The organism is Polynucleobacter campilacus (assembly GCF_002206625.1).
GTDB lineage: Bacteria > Pseudomonadota > Gammaproteobacteria > Burkholderiales > Burkholderiaceae > Polynucleobacter > Polynucleobacter campilacus.
In genome coordinates this window covers 620413-638916 of sequence record NZ_NGUP01000003.1, presented here as the reverse complement: position 1 = coordinate 638916, position 18504 = coordinate 620413, and the positions used below count along the sequence as shown (strand labels likewise).

Here is an 18504-nt window from a genome sequence, read left to right as displayed (position 1 = left end):
TCAGTTGCGCTCCATGTCAATGTCAATACCCAACGAACGGATTTCTTTTACCAGCACGTTGAAGGATTCGGGCATGCCAGCATCAATCGTGTGCTCGCCCTTGACGATGTTTTCGTAAACCTTGGTACGGCCTGCGACGTCATCGGACTTCACTGTCAGCATTTCCTGCAAGACATATGAAGCACCGTATGCTTCGAGGGCCCAAACTTCCATCTCACCAAAGCGCTGACCACCAAACTGGGCTTTACCACCCAATGGCTGCTGCGTTACTAATGAGTAAGGCCCAGTTGAACGTGCGTGCATCTTGTCATCGACCAAATGGTGGAGTTTCAAGACATGCATGACACCAACAGTGACTGGACGCTCAAATTGATCACCAGTTCGACCGTCGCACAAAATCATTTGCTGACGTGATGGGGTCATCTTCAAAGATTTAGCAACATCTTCTGGATACGCCAACTCAAGCATTCTGCTGATTTCTGACTCAGTAGCACCGTCAAACACTGGTGTTGCAAATGGCAAGCCTTGGCGGAGATTCTCAGCCAAAACATTGATCTGCTCATCAGTGAAGTTGTCGATGTCTTCGATACGACCAGTTTCGTTGTAAAGCTGCTTGAAGAACTTACGTAATTCAGTTTGCTTAGCGTGCTCACGAACCATCTCGTCGATGCGCTTGCCAATGCCTTGAGCAGCCCAACCTAAGTGGGTTTCCAAGATCTGACCAACGTTCATACGGGAAGGAACGCCCAATGGATTCAAGACGATGTCTACAGGGCGTCCGTCAGCCATAAATGGCATATCTTCTGCGGGAGCAATTTTAGAAACCACACCCTTATTACCGTGACGACCAGCCATCTTGTCACCAGGCTGTAAGCGACGCTTAACAGCCAAGTACACCTTCACCATTTTGGTTACGCCAGGCTGCAAATCGTCGCCCTGGGTAAGCTTGGTGCGCTTCTCTTCAAAAGCTTCATCAAACTGCTTACGCTTGGCTTCAATAGAAGATTTAATTGCTTCAACTTGAGAAGCAACATCATCATCTGCTGGACGAATATCAAACCAATGGTACTTATCCAAATCAGCCAGGTAATCTTTGTCGATCTTGCTGCCTTTGGCTAACTTCTTAGGTCCGCCGTTAACAACCTTGCCAACCAACAGCTTTTCTAAACGCATGAAGGCATCGCCCTCAACAATACGCAACTGGTCGTTTAAGTCCAAACGATAGCGCTGTAACTCTTCTTGAATAATGGCTTGTGCACGTGCATCGCGCTCAATGCCTTCACGGGTGAAGACTTGAACATCAATGACAGTACCAATCATTCCTGAAGGAACACGCAAAGACGTATCTTTAACATCAGATGCTTTTTCACCGAAGATCGCACGGAGGAGCTTCTCTTCTGGAGTGAGAGTAGTCTCGCCCTTTGGAGTTACCTTACCAACCAATACGTCGCCAGCCTCAACTTCAGCACCGATGTAAACAATACCGCTCTCATCCAGGCGGGAGAGTTGTGACTCTGCCAAATTGGAGATATCGCGAGTAATTTCTTCTGAACCTAGCTTAGTGTCACGCGCAACAACCGACAACTCTTCAATATGAATAGAGGTGTAACGATCGTCGGCAACAACCTTCTCAGAGATCAAGATTGAATCTTCGAAGTTGTAACCGTTCCATGGCATAAATGCCACAGTCATGTTTTGACCCAAAGCTAACTCGCCTAAGTCGGTAGATGCGCCATCAGCAACAACGTCGCCGCGTACAACGCGATCACCAACCTTCACGATTGGACGTTGGTTGATGTTAGTGTTTTGGTTTGAACGGGTGTACTTGATGAGGTTATAAATATCCACACCGACTTCACCAGCTGCAGTTTCATCATCGTTCACACGAATCACCACACGGTTTGCATCAACGTAATCGACAATACCGCCGCGGTTAGCTAATACAACAGTGCCTGAGTCAACAGCAACAATACGCTCTAAGCCTGTACCAACCAATGGCTTATCTGGACGCAAGCAAGGAACTGCTTGACGCTGCATGTTCGCACCCATCAAGGCACGGTTCGCATCATCGTGCTCTAAGAATGGCACGAGTGAAGCAGCAGCAGAAACGATCTGGCTAGGAGCAACGTCAATAAAATTGATGCGCTCTGGGCTAACCATCAGAGTCTCACCAGCTTCACGAGCAGAAACTAACTCATCAGCCAACTTGCCATTTTTGTCGATCGTTGCATTCGCCTGAGCAATCACATACTTGGCTTCTTCAATCGCAGAGAGGTAAACCACTTCATCACTTACCTTGCCATTGGAAACCTTGCGGTATGGAGTCTCGAGGAAGCCATGTTCATTCAAGCGTGCAAATAACGCGAGTGAGTTGATCAAACCAATGTTTGGTCCTTCTGGAGTCTCAATTGGGCAAACACGTCCGTAGTGGGTTGGATGCACGTCGCGTACTTCAAAGCCTGCACGCTCGCGGGTCAAACCACCAGGCCCCAATGCAGAAATACGACGCTTGTGCGTGATCTCTGAAAGTGGATTGGTTTGGTCCATAAACTGGGATAACTGTGAAGAGCCAAAGAACTCACGAATCGCAGAAGAGATTGGCTTGCTGTTAATCAAGTCATGCGGCATGAGGTTTTCTGTTTCGGCTTGACCGAGACGCTCTTTAACCGCACGCTCAACACGTGACAAACCAGCACGGAATTGGTTTTCAGCTAATTCGCCGACGCAACGTACGCGACGATTACCTAAGTGATCGATATCGTCTACTTCACCCTTACCGTTACGTAAATCTACGAGGGACTTAATAGTGTCCAGAATATCTTCGTTAGATAGCACCATGAGACCTTCCATCTCAGGGCGATTCAGACGGCTATTGACCTTCATACGGCCAACACGAGATAAGTCGTAGGTATCTTCGCTATAGAACAAGCGCTGAAACAAAGCTTCAACAGCATCTTCTGTTGGCGGCTCACCAGGACGCATCATGCGATAAATAGCAATACGAGCAGCCATTTGATCAGCAGTTTCGTCAGTACGTAATGTCTGAGAAATATACGCGCCAGAATCTAAATCATTGGTGTAAATAGTTTCTAATTGCTTGATGCCTGCATCGCGCAATGTAGCCAATAACTCTTCAGTGATTTCATCGTTAGCATAAGCCAAGATTTCACCAGAATCTGGATCAACAATATTGCGTGCAACTACACGACCAATTAAATAATCATCTGGTACAGCGATTGTTTTGGTCTTAGCAGCTTCGAGTTCACGAATGTGCTTTGCATTGATACGCTTGTCTTTTTGAATGACTACAACGCCATTCTTATCAAGCACATCAAAGTTAGCCAGCTGACCACGCAAACGCTCTGGAACAAATTCCATAGAGCCGCCATTGGCTGTCAATGCAAAATGATCAAAATTAAAGAAGTTTGCAAGAATCTGTTCGTTGTTTAAGCCAATTGCTTTGAGCAAAATGGTGACAGGCATCTTACGACGGCGGTCAACGCGGAAATACAGAATATCTTTTGGGTCAAATTCGAAATCAAGCCATGAACCACGGTAAGGAATGATGCGTGCTGAGAACAGCAACTTACCTGAGCTGTGTGTCTTGCCCTTATCGTGCTCAAAGAACACGCCTGGGGAGCGGTGTAACTGAGAAACGATCACGCGCTCAGTACCGTTAATTACAAAAGAGCCGTTTTCTGTCATGAGTGGAATTTCACCCATGTAGACTTCGCTCTCTTTTACCTCTTTAACCTTAGTAGGCGCTTCGCGATCATAAATAATCAAGCGAACTTTTGCGCGTAAGGCAGAGTGGTAGGTGTAACCACGTTGTTGACATTCTTTAACGTCAAATGGTGGCTGTGATAACTGGTAAGACACGTATTCCATACGTGCATAGCCATTGTTAGACACAATTGGGAATGCTGATGTAAAGGCAGCTTGAAGTCCCTCAGTAAGACGAGACATTGCTGGCTTTTCAGCCTGTAAAAATTTAGCGTAGGATTCCAGCTGCGTTGCGATCAGGTACGGAACCTGGTGGTTATTTACTCGCTTAGCAAAGCTTTTACGGACTCGCTTGCGTTCGGTGAAGCTATAGTTCATTTCATCTCCGAATTCAGCGACTGTACAAAGATTTGGCGATTGGCCACTACCAATCACTGGCGGACAACACTAAATCGTTTCGATCTAGTGTCCGACCAAACTTGCATTCTGCAGTCGTATCAGAAGGCAAACCCGATTTCAATCAGAAATGAAATCGGGTTTGACCACTAATGGTCAAACCCAACATAGCTAACGCTCCTTTTTGAGAAGCGTTAGCGCAGTTTGTATTACTTAAGTTCTGCTTTAGCGCCAGCTTCTTCAAGCTTCTTCTTAGCTTCTTCAGCAGTTTTCTTGTCAACAGCTTCTTTGATTGGCTTTGGTGCACCATCAACCAAGTCCTTAGCTTCTTTCAAGCCAAGGCCAGTAATTTCGCGAACTGCCTTAATTACTGAAACTTTGTTTGCGCCAGCTTCGAGCAAGTTCACAGTGAATTCTGTTTGCTCTTCAGCAGCAGCACCGCCACCGCCAGCACCAGCAGGACCAGCAACAGCCATAGCCGCAGCTGAAACACCAAACTTCTCTTCGAACGCCTTAACCAAGTCGTTCAAATCCATAACAGACATGCTGCCTACTGCATCAATGATTTCTTCTTTAGTAATCGCCATTTTTAGCTCCTAATACTTAAATAGTTAATCTGTCGCTTATTCAGCGGCAGGGGTTTCGTTTGCTTCTGTTCCAGCTTCTGGGGCTGCGGCTGCAGGCTCAGCGGCTGCTTCAGGAGCGGCGGCTTCAGCAACGACTGCTGCTGGGGCTGCTGCTTCTGCTACAGGTGCTGCTGCGGGAGCGGGTGCTCCAGCTGCCTTTTGTGCTGCTACTGCGCCCAATACACGAGCCATCGCAGATACCGGTGCCAACATCACACCTAACAACTGAGATAACAACTCGTCGCGGCTTGGAATTGTTGCGAGCGCTTTTACGCCTGCAACGTCTAACAACTTGCCGTTGTATAAGCCAGCTTTAATGACTAGCAAATCTTGAGTCTTAGCAAAGCCCTGCAATACTTTTGCCGAAGCAATCGGATCAGCAGAGATGCCGTAAATCAAGGGGCCAACCATCGAATCAGCAAGAGGCTCAAACTGTGTGCCTTGTGCAGCACGGCGTGCCAATGTGTTCTTCAAAACGCGAAGATATACACCTTGGTCACGTGCGCTAGCACGTAGCTTTGTCAACTGCTCAACTGGAATACCACGGTATTCAGCGAGCACGACGGTTTGGGCTCCAGCCAATTGAGCGCCGACATCAGCAACAATCGCTTTTTTGTCTTGTACATTCAAAGGCACGGTTTAACTCCATAAAAACCAACTGTTTCCAGTTGGGGTTACACACCAGCGTCTGATCATTTGTTCACAAAGACTCTTGTGAAAATCTTTTCAGGGTCGCCATCTGCGCTGGCTCTTACTTTCGCAAGGATTAAGAATTCATTCTTTACAAGCAACTCATTCGCCAACGGTCTTTGATGTTCGACTCTCACCCAAAGAGCGGGAGTCGACCCAAAGTTCTTTTTTGTTACAAGCTACTTATTGAGCTGCCTGTAACGATGCTTGGTCTACGCGTACGCCTGCACCCATGGTGCTGCTTACGGCAACCTTCTTTAAAAATATTCCTTTTGATGCAGGTGGCTTTGCTTTATTCAAAGCCTCAAGCAACGCGAGCAAGTTTGATTTCAGTGCAGTTGGCTCGAATGAACGACGGCCAATACTTGCGTGCACGATACCGGCCTTGTCCACACGGAACTGAACTTGACCCGCTTTTGCATTCTTCACTGCAGTAGCAACGTCCGGAGTAACAGTTCCTACTTTTGGGTTTGGCATTAAGCCGCGTGGGCCCAATACTTGACCTAAAGTACCAACAATTTTCATTGTGTCTGGTGATGCGATCAAAACGTCAAAATCAATTTTGCCGCCTTTAATTTGTTCAGCAAGCTCTTCCATGCCAACGATTTCTGCACCAGCAGCCTTAGCTTGCTCAGCCTTCTCGCCTTGTGCAAATACAGCTACACGAACATGCTTGCCTGTACCGGCTGGGAGCACTACTGCGCCACGCACAACTTGGTCAGATTTCTTAGCATCAATACCCAACTGAACAGCAACGTCGATAGACTCATCGAACTTCGCAGTAGCGCACTCTTTAACGAGAGTCAACGCATCTTCTAATGAGTAGAACTTGTTGCGATCAACCTTAGATTGAATAGCTTTTACGCGCTTAGATAATTTAGTCATGATTAGAGACCTTCCACAGTGATGCCCATGGAGCGGGCGCTACCAGCGATTGTTCTAACAGCTGCATCCATATCGGCTGCTGTCAAGTCTGGCATTTTTGCTTTAGCGATTTCTTCCGCTTGAGCACGTGTAATTTTTCCTACCTTATCGGTATGCGGACGTGGTGATCCTTTTTCGAGCTTTGCAGCCTTCTTAATCAGAATCGTTGCTGGGGGAGTCTTCATCACAAAGGTGAAGCTCTTATCAGCAAATGCTGTAATTACGACTGGAATTGGCAAGCCTGGTTCCATGCTCTGAGTTTGAGCATTGAACGCCTTACAGAATTCCATAATATTCAGACCGCGTTGACCCAATGCTGGACCTACGGGTGGTGATGGATTTGCTTTACCTGCAGGGATCTGCAGCTTGATAAAGCCAATAATCTTCTTTGCCATGTGTTGCTCCTGAAAGCGCGCCTGACCTCGTTGGAAAGACCGCTGTTGAGTAAACGCTTTGCTAGTTTTTGGCTTTCTAGCTCCGCTCCTCGGTTATTACTAACCACTTAAAACTACTGCCACTGCATAACAGGACTAAGTCCTTGTTTTTACATCTTTTCTACCTGGCCGAACTCCAGCTCAACTGGGGTACCGCGGCCAAAAATTGTAACAGAAACGCGCAATCTTGACTTCTCATAATTGACTTCTTCAATATTTCCATTGAAATCAATAAATGGACCCTCTTTAACACGCACGATCTCGCCAACCTCAAACAGGGTCTTAGGCTTAGGCTTATCGACCCCAGCCTGCATTTGATCCATGATTTTGGCTACTTCAGCTGTAGAAATAGGACTTGGGCGGTTACGAACACCCCCAACGAAACCAGTCACTTTTGGCGTATTTTTCACCAAATGCCAGCTTTCATCGGTCATTTCCATCTCAATCAGGACATATCCAGGAAAGAAACGGCGCTCTGTAACTGATTTTGCGCCGGCTTTGATCTCAACAACCTCTTCGGAAGGAACCAAAATACGGCCAAATTTCTCAGGCATGCCAGAGCGTGCAATACGCTCTTCAAGGCCTTTTTTGACGCTCTTTTCCATGCCGGAATAAGCGTGAATAACGTACCAGCGCATATTGCCAGAAGCTTGTGGGTTTACGGCTACTTCAGAATCAATCATTTTTCGCTCACTTCCAGCCTAAAAAGACTGAAAAAACTAGCCATTCAATCAATTTGTCTGCAATCCATAAAAACAGGGACATGATCAGAACAAAGCCAAATACGACTAGAGTCATTTGGGTGGTCTCTTTACGAGTTGGCCAAACAACCTTTTTCACTTCATACCAAGAATCTTTCGCATAGGCGATAAAGCGACGCCCATCCGGTGAAATCGCCACAATCAAAATAGCAGCAGCAATGCCACCGAACAAAACACCTAAGCGCACCAATAAAGATTGGTCGATGAGCGTGTAGTAGAGCACCAACGCAGCAACGACGATTAAAGCAGCCAGTACAGAGACCCAGCTACTCTTTTCTTCAGATTGACTTACAGTTTGTTGAGACATATTGCTTTCAGTTCAAATCGTGGCAGGGGCGGAGGGCATCGAACCCCCAACCTTTGGTTTTGGAGACCAACGCTCTGCCAATTGAGCTACACCCCTTTATAAAAACTCATTACAAATTAACTACTAAGCCAAAATCTTTGCAACCACACCGGCGCCAACAGTACGGCCACCTTCGCGGATCGCAAAACGTAAACCTTCTTCCATCGCGATTGGTGCGATGAGTTTTACAGTAATCGTGACGTTATCACCAGGCATCACCATTTCTTTGTCTTTTGGCAACTCGATTGAACCGGTTACGTCCGTAGTACGGAAGTAAAACTGGGGACGATAGTTGTTAAAGAATGGAGTATGACGACCACCTTCGTCTTTACCCAAGATGTAAACCTCGGCTGTAAAGTGAGTGTGTGGGGTGATTGAACCTGGTTTGGCCAATACTTGGCCGCGCTCAACTTCTTCACGTTTTGTACCGCGTAACAAGATACCGACGTTATCGCCAGCTTGACCTTGGTCGAGCAATTTGCGGAACATTTCAACACCAGTACAAGTGGTTTTCAATGTTGGCTTGATACCGATGATTTCAATCTCTTCGCCAACCTTCACAATACCGCGCTCAATACGGCCGGTAACAACAGTACCGCGACCAGAGATTGAGAACACGTCTTCTACTGGCATCAAGAAGGCGCCATCAATCGCGCGCTCTGGAGTTGGGATATAACTATCCAGTGCTTCAGCCAATTTCATGATGGCTTCTTTACCCAATGGGCCTTCATCGCCTTCAAGAGCTAACTTAGCAGAACCTTGAATGATTGGAGTGTCATCGCCTGGGAAGTCATATTTAGATAGAAGTTCACGAACTTCCATTTCAACTAACTCGAGCAATTCAGCATCATCAACCATATCGCATTTGTTTAAGAACACGATGATGTAAGGAACACCTACTTGGCGTGCCAAGAGGATGTGCTCACGCGTTTGTGGCATTGGGCCATCAGCTGCAGAGCAAACCAAGATTGCGCCGTCCATCTGCGCAGCACCAGTAATCATGTTCTTCACATAGTCAGCATGTCCTGGGCAATCAACGTGAGCATAGTGACGATTCGCTGTCTCATACTCAACGTGCGCTGTATTAATCGTAATACCGCGGGCTTTTTCTTCAGGAGCAGCATCGATCTGATCGTATGCTTTTGCTTCGCCACCAAATTGCTTAGAGAGCACGGTTGCAATCGCTGCAGTTAAGGTGGTTTTACCGTGGTCAACGTGACCGATGGTGCCTACGTTTACGTGCGGTTTTGTCCGCTCAAATTTTTCTTTTGCCATTTTTGTCTGCCTTTAGTTAACTCTTAAACCAAAACACGAAATACATAATTAATAAAAAATAATGCGAAACCTTGGTGCCCATGGGCAGGATCGAACTGCCGACCTCTCCCTTACCAAGGGAGTGCTCTACCACTGAGCCACATGGGCCAATCTTTTGCAACAAATTCTGGAGCGGGATAAGAGAATCGAACTCTTGACCGAAGATTGGAAATCTGCTGTTTTACCATTAAACTAATCCCGCACATCTGGTGGAGGGGGTAGGATTCGAACCTACGTAGGCATAGCCAACAGATTTACAGTCTGCCTCCTTTAGCCGCTCGGACACCCCTCCGCGAACCCAATATTCTGACTCCAAACGGAGTATCTGTCAATCACTCTAGCGCTCTGCACAAGTAAAAACGCCCAGACCTAAAGGGGTCTGGGCGTCGCGTTGGTGCCCGGCAGTTACCTACTTTCACACGGGTAATCCGCACTATCATCGGCGTAGAATCGTTTCACTGTCCTGTTCGGGATGGGAAGGAGTGGTTCCAATTCGCTATGGTCACCGGGCGTAGAGGGTCGAGTTGCTGATAAATCAACAACTCTATTTGAGTAAGCATGTAATCAGGATGCAGATTAAATCTGGCAAACATCCAACACAATAGTGCTGGTTATAGGATCAAGCCTAACGGGCAATTAGTATCGGTTAGCTTAACGCATTACTGCGCTTCCACACCCGACCTATCAACGTTGTGGTCTTCAACGACCCTTTATGTAGGTTAAACCTACGGGAGATCTCATCTTCAGGCAAGTTTCCCGCTTAGATGCTTTCAGCGGTTATCTCTTCCATTCATAGCTACCCTGCGATGCTTCTGGCGAAACAACAGGTACACCAGCGGAATGTCCACTCCGGTCCTCTCGTACTAGGAGCAGCCCCCGTCAAATCTCCAACGCCCATGGCAGATAGGGACCAAACTGTCTCACGACGTTTTAAACCCAGCTCACGTACCTCTTTAAATGGCGAACAGCCATACCCTTGGGACCGGCTACAGCCCCAGGATGAGATGAGCCGACATCGAGGTGCCAAACACCGCCGTCGATATGAACTCTTGGGCGGTATCAGCCTGTTATCCCCAGAGTACCTTTTATCCGTTGAGCGATGGCCCTTCCATACAGAACCACCGGATCACTATGACCTGCTTTCGCACCTGCTCGACTTGTCGGTCTCGCAGTTAAGCACGCTTTTGCCATTGCACTTTAGGTACGATGTCCGACCGTACCAAGCGTACCTTCGTACTCCTCCGTTACACTTTGGGAGGAGACCGCCCCAGTCAAACTGCCTACCATGCACTGTTCCCGACCCGGATAACGGGCCAAGGTTAGAACCTCAAATAAATCAGGGTGGTATTTCAAGGTTGGCTCCAACAGAACTAGCATCCTGTTATCAACGCCTCCCACCTATCCTACACAGACCGATTCAAAGTCCAATGCAAAGCTACAGTAAAGGTTCATGGGGTCTTTCCGTCTAGCCACGGGTAGATTGCATCATCACAAACATTTCAACTTCGCTGAGTCTCAGGAGGAGACAGTGTGGCCATCGTTACGCCATTCGTGCAGGTCGGAACTTACCCGACAAGGAATTTCGCTACCTTAGGACCGTTATAGTTACGGCCGCCGTTTACTGGGACTTCAATCAAGAGCTTGCACCCCATCATTTAATCTTCCAGCACCGGGCAGGCGTCACACCCTATACGTCCACTTTCGTGTTTGCAGAGTGCTGTGTTTTTATTAAACAGTCGCAGCCACCTTTTTATTGCAACCCTTTCGTCCTTCCGTTGTTCACGGTCAAACTACAAGGGCGTACCTTATCCCGAAGTTACGGTACAAATTTGCCGAGTTCCTTCTCCTGAGTTCTCTCAAGCGCCTTAGAATACTCATCTCGCCCACCTGTGTCGGTTTGCGGTACGGTCTTGTTAGACTGAAGCTTAGAGGCTTTTCTTGGAACCACTTCCAATTGCTTCGTGAATAAATTCACTCGTCTCACGCCCTTGAATTACGCTACCGGATTTACCTAATAGCCATCTCCAACGCAAGAACCGGGACATCCAACACCCGGACAACTCTCCGCGATCCGTCCCCCCATCGCATCTAACAATGGTCAAGGAATATTAACCTTGTTCCCATCAGCTACGCATCTCTGCCTCGCCTTAGGGGCCGACTCACCCTGTTCCGATGAACGTTGAACAGGAAACCTTGGGCTTACGGCGAGGGGGCTTTTCACCCCCTTTATCGCTACTCATGTCAGCATTCGCACTTCTGATACCTCCAGCATCCTTTACAAGACACCTTCACAGGCTTACAGAACGCTCTCCTACCATCACATTGCTGTGATCCGCAGCTTCGGTTATATGCTTAGCCCCGTTACATCTTCCGCGCAGGACGACTCGATCAGTGAGCTATTACGCTTTCTTTAAAGGATGGCTGCTTCTAAGCCAACCTCCTGACTGTTTTAGCCTTCCCACTTCGTTTCCCACTTAGCATATATTAGGGACCTTAGCTGGCGGTCTGGGTTGTTTCCCTCTTGACACCGGACGTTAGCACCCGATGTCTGTCTCCCGTGCTTGCACTTGTAGGTATTCGGAGTTTGCTATGGCGCGGTAATCCGCAATGGACCCCACAACCATGACAGTGCTCTACCCCCTACAGTGATACACGAGGCACTACCTAAATAGTTTTCGGAGAGAACCAGCTATTTCCAGTTTTGTTTAGCCTTTCACCCCTATCCACAGCTCATCCCCTAACTTTTCAACGTTAGTGGGTTCGGTCCTCCAGTACGTGTTACCGCACCTTCAACCTGGCCATGGATAGATCAACTGGTTTCGGGTCTACACCCAGCAACTAGCGCCCTATTCGGACTCGCTTTCGCTACGCCTTCCCTATTCGGTTAAGCTTGCTACTGAATGTAAGTCGCTGACCCATTATACAAAAGGTACGCAGTCACCCCTTACGAGGCTCCTACTGTTTGTATGCACACAATTTCAGGATCTATTTCACTCCCCTCCCGGGGTTCTTTTCGCCTTTCCCTCACGGTACTTGTTCACTATCGGTCGATTACGAGTATTTAGCCTTGGAGGATGGTCCCCCCATATTCAGACAGGATTTCTCGTGTCCCGCCCTACTTGTCTCTAGCCTAGTACCACTCAATAATTTTCACATACGGGACTATCACCCTTTATTGTTGGACTTTCCATTCCATTCTGTTAATTACTGAGATATCACTAGAAGGCTCTTCCCATTTCGCTCGCCACTACTCTGGGAATCTCGGTTGATGTCTTTTCCTCTTGCTACTTAGATGTTTCAGTTCACAAGGTTCGCTTCTCATACCCTATGTATTCAGGTATGGATACCACAAAAGTGGTGGGTTTCCCCATTCAGAAATCCCCGGATCAAAGCTTATTTACCAGCTCCCCGGGGCTTATCGCAGGTTATAACGTCTTTCGTCGCCTGTAATCGCCAAGGCATCCATCATGTGCACTTATTCACTTGATCCTATAACGAGCACCATTGCTAGCACCTGTTACAGGTTTTACTTCTACTTCTGACATGTTTGCCGTAATCCAAACTGTAAGTACTTTGTTAAGAACTTGGTAAAACTCGTTTGTATTACTGATTGATGATTCAATCTTTACCCTTATTACATTGTCAAATGTTCTCTCAAAGAAACATTTGACACTTTGCTTACTCAAATTTTTAAAGAACAGCCATAAATGGCAAAACTAAACAATCAATAGATCGCTTAGTTTTGACATTTAGATGTTGGTGGAGGATGACGGGATCGAACCGACGACCCCCTGCTTGCAAAGCAGGTGCTCTCCCAGCTGAGCTAATCCCCCAACGTCCACTAAGTATGTTTCTGGCTGGTGGTGGGTCTGGTAGGACTTGAACCTACGACCCCTGCGTTATCAACACAGTGCTCTAACCAGCTGAGCTACAGACCCGTGGCTTTTATTGTCAACCGATAAGTGTGGGCACTATAGCTCCAACATCTTTTCTCTAGAAAGGAGGTGATCCAGCCGCACCTTCCGATACGGCTACCTTGTTACGACTTTACCCCAGTCATGAACCCTGCCGTGGCAGTCGCCCCCCTTGCGGTTAGGCTAACGGCTTCTGGCAAAACCCACTCCCATGGTATGACGGGCGGTGTGTACAAGACCCGGGAACGTATTCACCGCGACATTCTGATCCGCGATTACTAGCGATTCCAGCTTCACGTAGTCGAGTTGCAGACTACGATCCGGACTACGATGCATTTTCTGAGATTAGCTCCCCCTCGCGGGTTGGCAACCCTCTGTATGCACCATTGTATGACGTGTGAAGCCCTACCCATAAGGGCCATGAGGACTTGACGTCATCCCCACCTTCCTCCGGTTTGTCACCGGCAGTCTCTTTAGAGTGCTCTTGCGTAGCAACTAAAGACAAGGGTTGCGCTCGTTGCGGGACTTAACCCAACATCTCACGACACGAGCTGACGACAGCCATGCAGCACCTGTGTTCACTTTCTCTTACGAGCACCTAATGTATCTCTACTTCGTTAGTGACATGTCAAGGGTAGGTAAGGTTTTTCGCGTTGCATCGAATTAATCCACATCATCCACCGCTTGTGCGGGTCCCCGTCAATTCCTTTGAGTTTTAATCTTGCGACCGTACTCCCCAGGCGGCTGACTTCACGCGTTAGCTACGTTACTCAGGATGTAAATCCCGAACAACTAGTCAGCATCGTTTAGGGCGTGGACTACCAGGGTATCTAATCCTGTTTGCTCCCCACGCTTTCGTGCATGAGCGTCAGTGTTATCCCAGGGGGCTGCCTTCGCCATTGGTATTCCTCCACATATCTACGCATTTCACTGCTACACGTGGAATTCTACCCCCCTCTGACACACTCTAGCTATACAGTCACAGGCGCCATTCCCAGGTTAAGCCCGGGGATTTCACGCCTGTCTTGTATAACCGCCTGCGCACGCTTTACGCCCAGTAATTCCGATTAACGCTTGCACCCTACGTATTACCGCGGCTGCTGGCACGTAGTTAGCCGGTGCTTATTCTTCAGGTACCGTCATTCCCGGACTGTGTTAGAGCCGGTGTTTCTTCCCTGACAAAAGAGCTTTACAACCCGAAGGCCTTCTTCACTCACGCGGCATTGCTGGATCAGGGTTGCCCCCATTGTCCAAAATTCCCCACTGCTGCCTCCCGTAGGAGTCTGGGCCGTGTCTCAGTCCCAGTGTGGCTGATCGTCCTCTCAGACCAGCTACTGATCGTCGCCTTGGTGGGCTTTTACCCCACCAACAAGCTAATCAGGCATCGGCCGCTCTAATCGCGCGAGGTCTTTCGATCCCCCGCTTTCCCCCTCAGGGCGTATGCGGTATTAGCACAGCTTTCGCTGCGTTATCCCCCACGATAAGGTACGTTCCGATGTATTACTCACCCGTTCGCCACTCGCCACCAGGTGCAAGCACCCGTGCTGCCGTTCGACTTGCATGTGTAAGGCATGCCGCCAGCGTTCAATCTGAGCCAGGATCAAACTCTTCAGTTTAATTCCTGTGATCCTTGCGGATCGTCGCACCCATTCAAGAAATTGACTTGGTAATAAAACCAAATCTTTTTACTGTCTATGAGTACTATTTGTTTACATCTGTCCCGAAGGACTGGATGCTTTCGCCTAGTACCCACATTTATCGGTTGACTAATTTTTAAAGAGGGGCTAAATCGTTTTTTGAAAAACATTCAGCGAAGAGGTGAGACTATGACACACAAAAAGTGGGTTGTCAACACCTTTCGCAGTCTTTTTCCTAAAAAAAGGGGGTTTATTCCTACTTTAAAAATAAACTCAATCAAATCATGGGCTCAGAAGGAAAACAACATTTTTGATCCCTTTTAATGTGCATTACTTCATTTACTAGGGTAAACCCTGTAATTTTCATATAAGCCTGCTACTATATTGCAATGCACAATAAATTAGCTAGTAAACACTCACCCGGTAAGCCCTATTTGGCAAGGCAAGCTGTTCCCATACGAGAGCTACATGCTGGGCATACCAAAGAGATACTCCGGCACTTGTTGCAGCTCAATGATGGTGATCGCCGCCTACGATTTGGCACTCAGACTTCCGACGAAGTAATTGCACGCTATGTTGCTGGCCTGGATTTCAGTAAAGACGCAATTTTTGGCATCTTTGATTTGAATTTAAAGCTCATTGGGATGGCTCACTTAGCCTATTTACCCGAAGTAAGGGGGGGTGTGCGTGCAGCTGAATTTGGCGTTTCAGTTCTGCTAGACGGGCGCTCGAAAGGTTTTGGCACTGCGCTATTGCAGCGCTGTGCCGTTCATTCGCGCAATACTCACATTGATACTCTGTACGTTCATTGTTTAACAAGTAATAAGGCAATGATGCATTTAGCGCAAAAGGCTGGGATGAGCATTGAATATGCCCATGGAGATGCGGATGCTTACCTAAAGTTACCACCAGCAAATTCTTCAACAATTGTTGAAGAGGCTGTAAATGAACAGTGGGCCGATATGGATTACGCATTGAAACAAAACCTAAAGAGATCTAATCAAGCCTGGTGGTGGTTCCTTGGCAGACCAAAACTCGCACCTTAATTTTTATTTGGCGCACCACGCAATATCCAAGACGTTAAGAGCGATAAATCTGCATCGCTTAATTTTGCATTAGCAGGCATTGGCACAACACCCCAAGACCCTGCTCCACCTTTAGCAATTTTATTTTTTAAGAACGCTTGCGCACTTGAGTCGGCTTGATATTTTTGCGCTACTGATTCAAAACTAGGCCCTACAATTTTTTTATTAATTGCGTGACAGCCTAAGCATGCGTTTTGTTTTGCAACTGCAAACGCTTTTTGATCTTCACTACTTGCTTGCACATATTGAAAATGAAAAACTAGCAGTGCAAATGAAAAAAATATTTTCACAAATTTAGACAACGAATATATCAACATCTATTCGTAAAAAAGATTACTGATATTTTGGCGGGCTATCTGATTGTGATTGCTCAGCTTTCCCTTGCTTTTCTAGGCGCACCTTCTCGGCCTCAGAAATAATGTCGAAATAAACATAGACATCCTTAACGCCGTTTGTATTACTAGCAATCTTCTTAGCCAAATCTGCTTCACTTTGCGTCAAGATGCCCATCAAGTAAACGCTGCTACCTTCAGCGATGATCGCCATTGAGTTTGATGGTAGCTTCTCTGTAAAAATCATTTGTGTTTTGATCTTAGACTCTAAATAAGAGTCGTTGGCGCGGGCTGTGTAGCTGCTATTGGGTCCAATGATGAGTTCGTTATATACAGTGCGTGCATTCTTCATTGCCTTCACATATGCGCCTGCTTCACCCTTGATATCAGCATCTTTCACTTCACCAGTTAAGAGTACTTTCTGATTGAATGAAGTGACGTTGATGTGAGCCTTGTCTCCAAACTTTTTATCAAGAGCATTGTTTGCTTCAAGTGCAATTCCTTTGTCGATTGCCTGTACACCTGGACTACGTCGATCGGACAATACAGTTGCAGTTGCGGCGACGCCTCCAACGGCAACAACTGCGCAAGATGACAATTGGGATACTGTCAGTACTGTAACAACAAGCTTAAGGAAAGAAGAGGTTTGCATTTGTCTATTTTCTGAAATGAATTGAACTAAAAAGCTTAGTCGTACAAAACGTGATCGACGCCATCGCACAGGCCATGTAATAGAACTAAATGTGTCTCTTGAATACGAGCAGTGCGGGTAGAGGGAACGCACAGATGAACGTCATCTTTGTCGAGCAAAGTAGCAATCTTGCCACCCCCATTGCCAGTAAAGGCAATAACTTTGATGCCCATCTTCTTTGCTGCCTCGATGGCTTTCACTACGTTCTTAGAGTTGCCTGATGTTGAAATGCCTAAGAGGATGTCGCCTTTCTTGCCAAGACCACGAACTTGCTTACTAAAGATATCGTCATAGCTGTAATCATTTCCAACTGCGGTGAGAATAGATGAGTCTGTTGTTAATGCAATCGCTGCCAGCTCTTCACGCTCTCGCTCAAATCGACCAATGAGTTCAGCAGCAAAGTGCTGAGCATCGGCCGCAGAGCCGCCATTGCCGCAAGCCATGATCTTGCCCCCAGATTTCAAACAATCCACCATAGCCAATACTCCGCGAGCAACAGATTCCGGAAGGACTTTTTCAGCCTCTTGCTTTACCGCAATGCTGTCTAAAAAATGCTGTGATGCGCGTTTGCGCAAGTGCTCAATAGTGTCTTTATCCATAACGATATTATGCGCCAAACTGGGGGTAATTTCTAAAGCAACGTATCCTCTTACTTATGACCAATCTTACGCAGAATATTGCCCCATGGAAATAGGCTCTTTTGATTTTTTAAAACAACAGGATTTGCCTGCTGGGGCTCTCTACATGCTTGCCACGCCCATTGGCAATATGGGAGACATCACTTTGCGCGCGCTGCATGTATTGAACGCAGTAGATGGCATTGCCTGTGAAGACACTAGGCACAGTGCGGCTCTATTACAGCAATTTGGTATTCATAAAAAATGTCTGGCACTGCACGAACATAACGAAGTTGGAGGCGCACAAACCGTCATTCATGGTCTTGCGAATAACGAGCGCTGGGCATACATTTCTGATGCGGGTACTCCAGGAGTCTCTGACCCTGGCGCCAGGTTAGTAAACGAAGTACAGAAAGCAGGGTTTCGAGTGATTCCCATTCCTGGTCCTAGCTCAGTGTCTTGTGCAATCTCAGCAGCGGGTTCTGTCATGCTGAATTCAGAAGGGCACTTTCAGTTCCTAGGCTTCTGGCCTAATAAAGCTAAAGAGCGAGATGCACTGCTACACGATATTTGTAGCAGCATAAAAACCAGTATCTTTTTTGAATCTCCGCACCATATTCGTGAAACTCTACTTATTCTTGCAAATGCATTGGAGTCAGAGCGCCAAGTATTGATTTGTCGTGAACTCACCAAAAAGTTTGAACAGATTGTTTCAATTCAGGCGGGTGAAATCGCATCATGGCTAGAAAATGCGGAGAGCTTAAAAGGTGAATTTATTATTCTGGTAGCAGGGCGCCAAGCCAGCTCCGGCGAGACTCCGGAGTATGCATCTCTCTTGCTATGGGCAAATACTCTGAGCCCCTATCTGGGCAGCAAAGAAATTGCCGCTGTTTTGTCACAAGCTTTAGATATTACAAAAAAAAGAAGCTTATCAAATTGCCTTAGACGCAAAAGACGGGAGTAAGCAGAAATAAAAAGTTGGCATGTAGCCAACTTTTTATATTGCGCTAAATT

12 protein-coding genes, 6 tRNA genes, 3 rRNA genes and 1 pseudogene are annotated in these 18504 nt (G+C 47.1%); 2 read left to right on the top strand and 20 right to left on the bottom strand.

What is annotated here, in order from left to right:
• The 17 genes and pseudogenes from rpoB to CBI31_RS06625 all read right to left on the bottom strand — a co-directional run bounded on the left by rpoB (nt 1) and on the right by CBI31_RS06625 (nt 14744).
• On the bottom strand, nt 1–4101 hold the full coding sequence (gene rpoB, locus CBI31_RS06705) for a DNA-directed RNA polymerase subunit beta (protein WP_088525885.1): 4101 nt from the start codon (nt 4099–4101) through the stop codon (nt 1–3).
• A 227-nt stretch (nt 4102–4328) separates the two neighbouring features.
• Nucleotides 4329–4706, bottom strand: coding sequence for a 50S ribosomal protein L7/L12 (rplL, locus tag CBI31_RS06700; RefSeq protein ID WP_087908794.1), 378 nt, complete (start codon nt 4704–4706; stop codon nt 4329–4331).
• A 156-nt stretch (nt 4707–4862) separates the two neighbouring features.
• Nucleotides 4863–5381: pseudogene (gene rplJ / locus CBI31_RS06695) on the bottom strand (50S ribosomal protein L10); the annotation flags it as partial.
• Nucleotides 5382–5618: 237 nt separating this feature from the next.
• Nucleotides 5619–6320 (bottom strand): 50S ribosomal protein L1, encoded by a 702-nt coding sequence (gene rplA / locus CBI31_RS06690; RefSeq protein ID WP_088525602.1) that lies wholly within the window; start codon nt 6318–6320, stop codon nt 5619–5621.
• A 2-nt stretch (nt 6321–6322) separates the two neighbouring features.
• Nucleotides 6323–6754: a 50S ribosomal protein L11 gene (gene rplK / locus CBI31_RS06685; RefSeq protein ID WP_088525601.1), complete on the bottom strand. Its 432-nt coding sequence runs from the start codon at nt 6752–6754 to the stop codon at nt 6323–6325.
• Between the two features lie 149 nt (nt 6755–6903).
• On the bottom strand, nt 6904–7476 hold the full coding sequence (nusG, locus tag CBI31_RS06680; RefSeq protein ID WP_088525600.1) for a transcription termination/antitermination protein NusG: 573 nt from the start codon (nt 7474–7476) through the stop codon (nt 6904–6906).
• A gap of 7 nt (nt 7477–7483) precedes the next feature.
• Nucleotides 7484–7861 carry a preprotein translocase subunit SecE gene (secE, locus tag CBI31_RS06675; protein WP_088525599.1) on the bottom strand — a complete coding sequence of 126 codons (378 nt, stop codon included), beginning with the start codon at nt 7859–7861 and terminating at the stop codon, nt 7484–7486.
• A 20-nt stretch (nt 7862–7881) separates the two neighbouring features.
• Nucleotides 7882–7957: transfer RNA gene (locus tag CBI31_RS06670), tRNA-Trp, on the bottom strand.
• Between the two features lie 27 nt (nt 7958–7984).
• Complete coding sequence (gene tuf / locus CBI31_RS06665; RefSeq protein WP_088525598.1) at nt 7985–9175, bottom strand: elongation factor Tu; 1191 nt, start codon at nt 9173–9175, stop codon at nt 7985–7987.
• A 72-nt stretch (nt 9176–9247) separates the two neighbouring features.
• Nucleotides 9248–9322, bottom strand: a tRNA-Thr gene (locus tag CBI31_RS06660).
• A 20-nt stretch (nt 9323–9342) separates the two neighbouring features.
• Nucleotides 9343–9416 (bottom strand) — tRNA-Gly (locus CBI31_RS06655).
• A 5-nt stretch (nt 9417–9421) separates the two neighbouring features.
• Nucleotides 9422–9506, bottom strand: a tRNA-Tyr gene (locus CBI31_RS06650).
• A 104-nt stretch (nt 9507–9610) separates the two neighbouring features.
• Nucleotides 9611–9724, bottom strand: a 5S ribosomal RNA gene (rrf, locus tag CBI31_RS06645).
• Nucleotides 9725–9829: 105 nt separating this feature from the next.
• A 23S ribosomal RNA gene (locus CBI31_RS06640) occupies nt 9830–12703 on the bottom strand.
• Between the two features lie 268 nt (nt 12704–12971).
• Nucleotides 12972–13047 (bottom strand) — tRNA-Ala (locus tag CBI31_RS06635).
• A gap of 28 nt (nt 13048–13075) precedes the next feature.
• A tRNA-Ile gene (locus CBI31_RS06630) sits at nt 13076–13152 on the bottom strand.
• A 59-nt stretch (nt 13153–13211) separates the two neighbouring features.
• Nucleotides 13212–14744, bottom strand: a 16S ribosomal RNA gene (locus tag CBI31_RS06625).
• Together the 16S, 23S and 5S rRNA genes with 5 tRNA genes alongside form the textbook arrangement of a ribosomal RNA operon.
• Before the next feature lie 410 nt (nt 14745–15154).
• On the opposite strand from CBI31_RS06625, the gene CBI31_RS06620 reads away from it, so the two are divergent.
• Nucleotides 15155–15811 carry a GNAT family N-acetyltransferase gene (locus CBI31_RS06620; protein ID WP_088525597.1) on the top strand — a complete coding sequence of 219 codons (657 nt, stop codon included), beginning with the start codon at nt 15155–15157 and terminating at the stop codon, nt 15809–15811.
• Here CBI31_RS06620 and CBI31_RS06615 read toward each other — a convergent pair.
• From CBI31_RS06615 to CBI31_RS06605, 3 genes are read right to left on the bottom strand one after another with little or no spacing between them, the layout of a single operon-like run.
• Nucleotides 15808–16140 carry a c-type cytochrome gene (locus CBI31_RS06615; protein ID WP_240553780.1) on the bottom strand — a complete coding sequence of 111 codons (333 nt, stop codon included), beginning with the start codon at nt 16138–16140 and terminating at the stop codon, nt 15808–15810. The two genes, CBI31_RS06620 and CBI31_RS06615, sit on opposite strands and share 4 nt — an antisense overlap.
• 43 nt (nt 16141–16183) lie before the next feature.
• Nucleotides 16184–16834, bottom strand: coding sequence for a BON domain-containing protein (locus tag CBI31_RS06610; RefSeq protein ID WP_088525595.1), 651 nt, complete (start codon nt 16832–16834; stop codon nt 16184–16186).
• Nucleotides 16835–16869: 35 nt separating this feature from the next.
• Nucleotides 16870–17472, bottom strand: a complete 603-nt coding sequence (locus CBI31_RS06605) for a phosphoheptose isomerase (protein WP_206075457.1) — start codon at nt 17470–17472, stop codon at nt 16870–16872.
• Nucleotides 17473–17557: 85 nt separating this feature from the next.
• On the opposite strand from CBI31_RS06605, the gene rsmI reads away from it, so the two are divergent.
• On the top strand, nt 17558–18454 hold the full coding sequence (gene rsmI / locus CBI31_RS06600; RefSeq protein WP_240553778.1) for a 16S rRNA (cytidine(1402)-2'-O)-methyltransferase: 897 nt from the start codon (nt 17558–17560) through the stop codon (nt 18452–18454).
• Nucleotides 18455–18504: the final 50 nt, after the last annotated feature.

What these genes read in the sequence shown, in the direction of transcription:
- rpoB (WP_088525885.1), bottom strand. Translation starts at nt 4,101, where the DNA reads ATGAACTATAGCTTCACCGAACGCAAGCGAGTCCGTAAAAGCTTTGCT.
- rplL (WP_087908794.1), bottom strand. Translation starts at nt 4,706, where the DNA reads ATGGCGATTACTAAAGAAGAAATCATTGATGCAGTAGGCAGCATGTCT.
- rplA (WP_088525602.1), bottom strand. Translation starts at nt 6,320, where the DNA reads ATGACTAAATTATCTAAGCGCGTAAAAGCTATTCAATCTAAGGTTGAT.
- rplK (WP_088525601.1), bottom strand. Translation starts at nt 6,754, where the DNA reads ATGGCAAAGAAGATTATTGGCTTTATCAAGCTGCAGATCCCTGCAGGT.
- nusG (WP_088525600.1), bottom strand. Translation starts at nt 7,476, where the DNA reads ATGATTGATTCTGAAGTAGCCGTAAACCCACAAGCTTCTGGCAATATG.
- secE (WP_088525599.1), bottom strand. Translation starts at nt 7,861, where the DNA reads ATGTCTCAACAAACTGTAAGTCAATCTGAAGAAAAGAGTAGCTGGGTC.
- tuf (WP_088525598.1), bottom strand. Translation starts at nt 9,175, where the DNA reads ATGGCAAAAGAAAAATTTGAGCGGACAAAACCGCACGTAAACGTAGGC.
- CBI31_RS06620 (WP_088525597.1), top strand. Translation starts at nt 15,155, where the DNA reads ATGCACAATAAATTAGCTAGTAAACACTCACCCGGTAAGCCCTATTTG.
- CBI31_RS06610 (WP_088525595.1), bottom strand. Translation starts at nt 16,834, where the DNA reads ATGCAAACCTCTTCTTTCCTTAAGCTTGTTGTTACAGTACTGACAGTA.
- CBI31_RS06605 (WP_206075457.1), bottom strand. Translation starts at nt 17,472, where the DNA reads ATGGATAAAGACACTATTGAGCACTTGCGCAAACGCGCATCACAGCAT.
- rsmI (WP_240553778.1), top strand. Translation starts at nt 17,558, where the DNA reads ATGGAAATAGGCTCTTTTGATTTTTTAAAACAACAGGATTTGCCTGCT.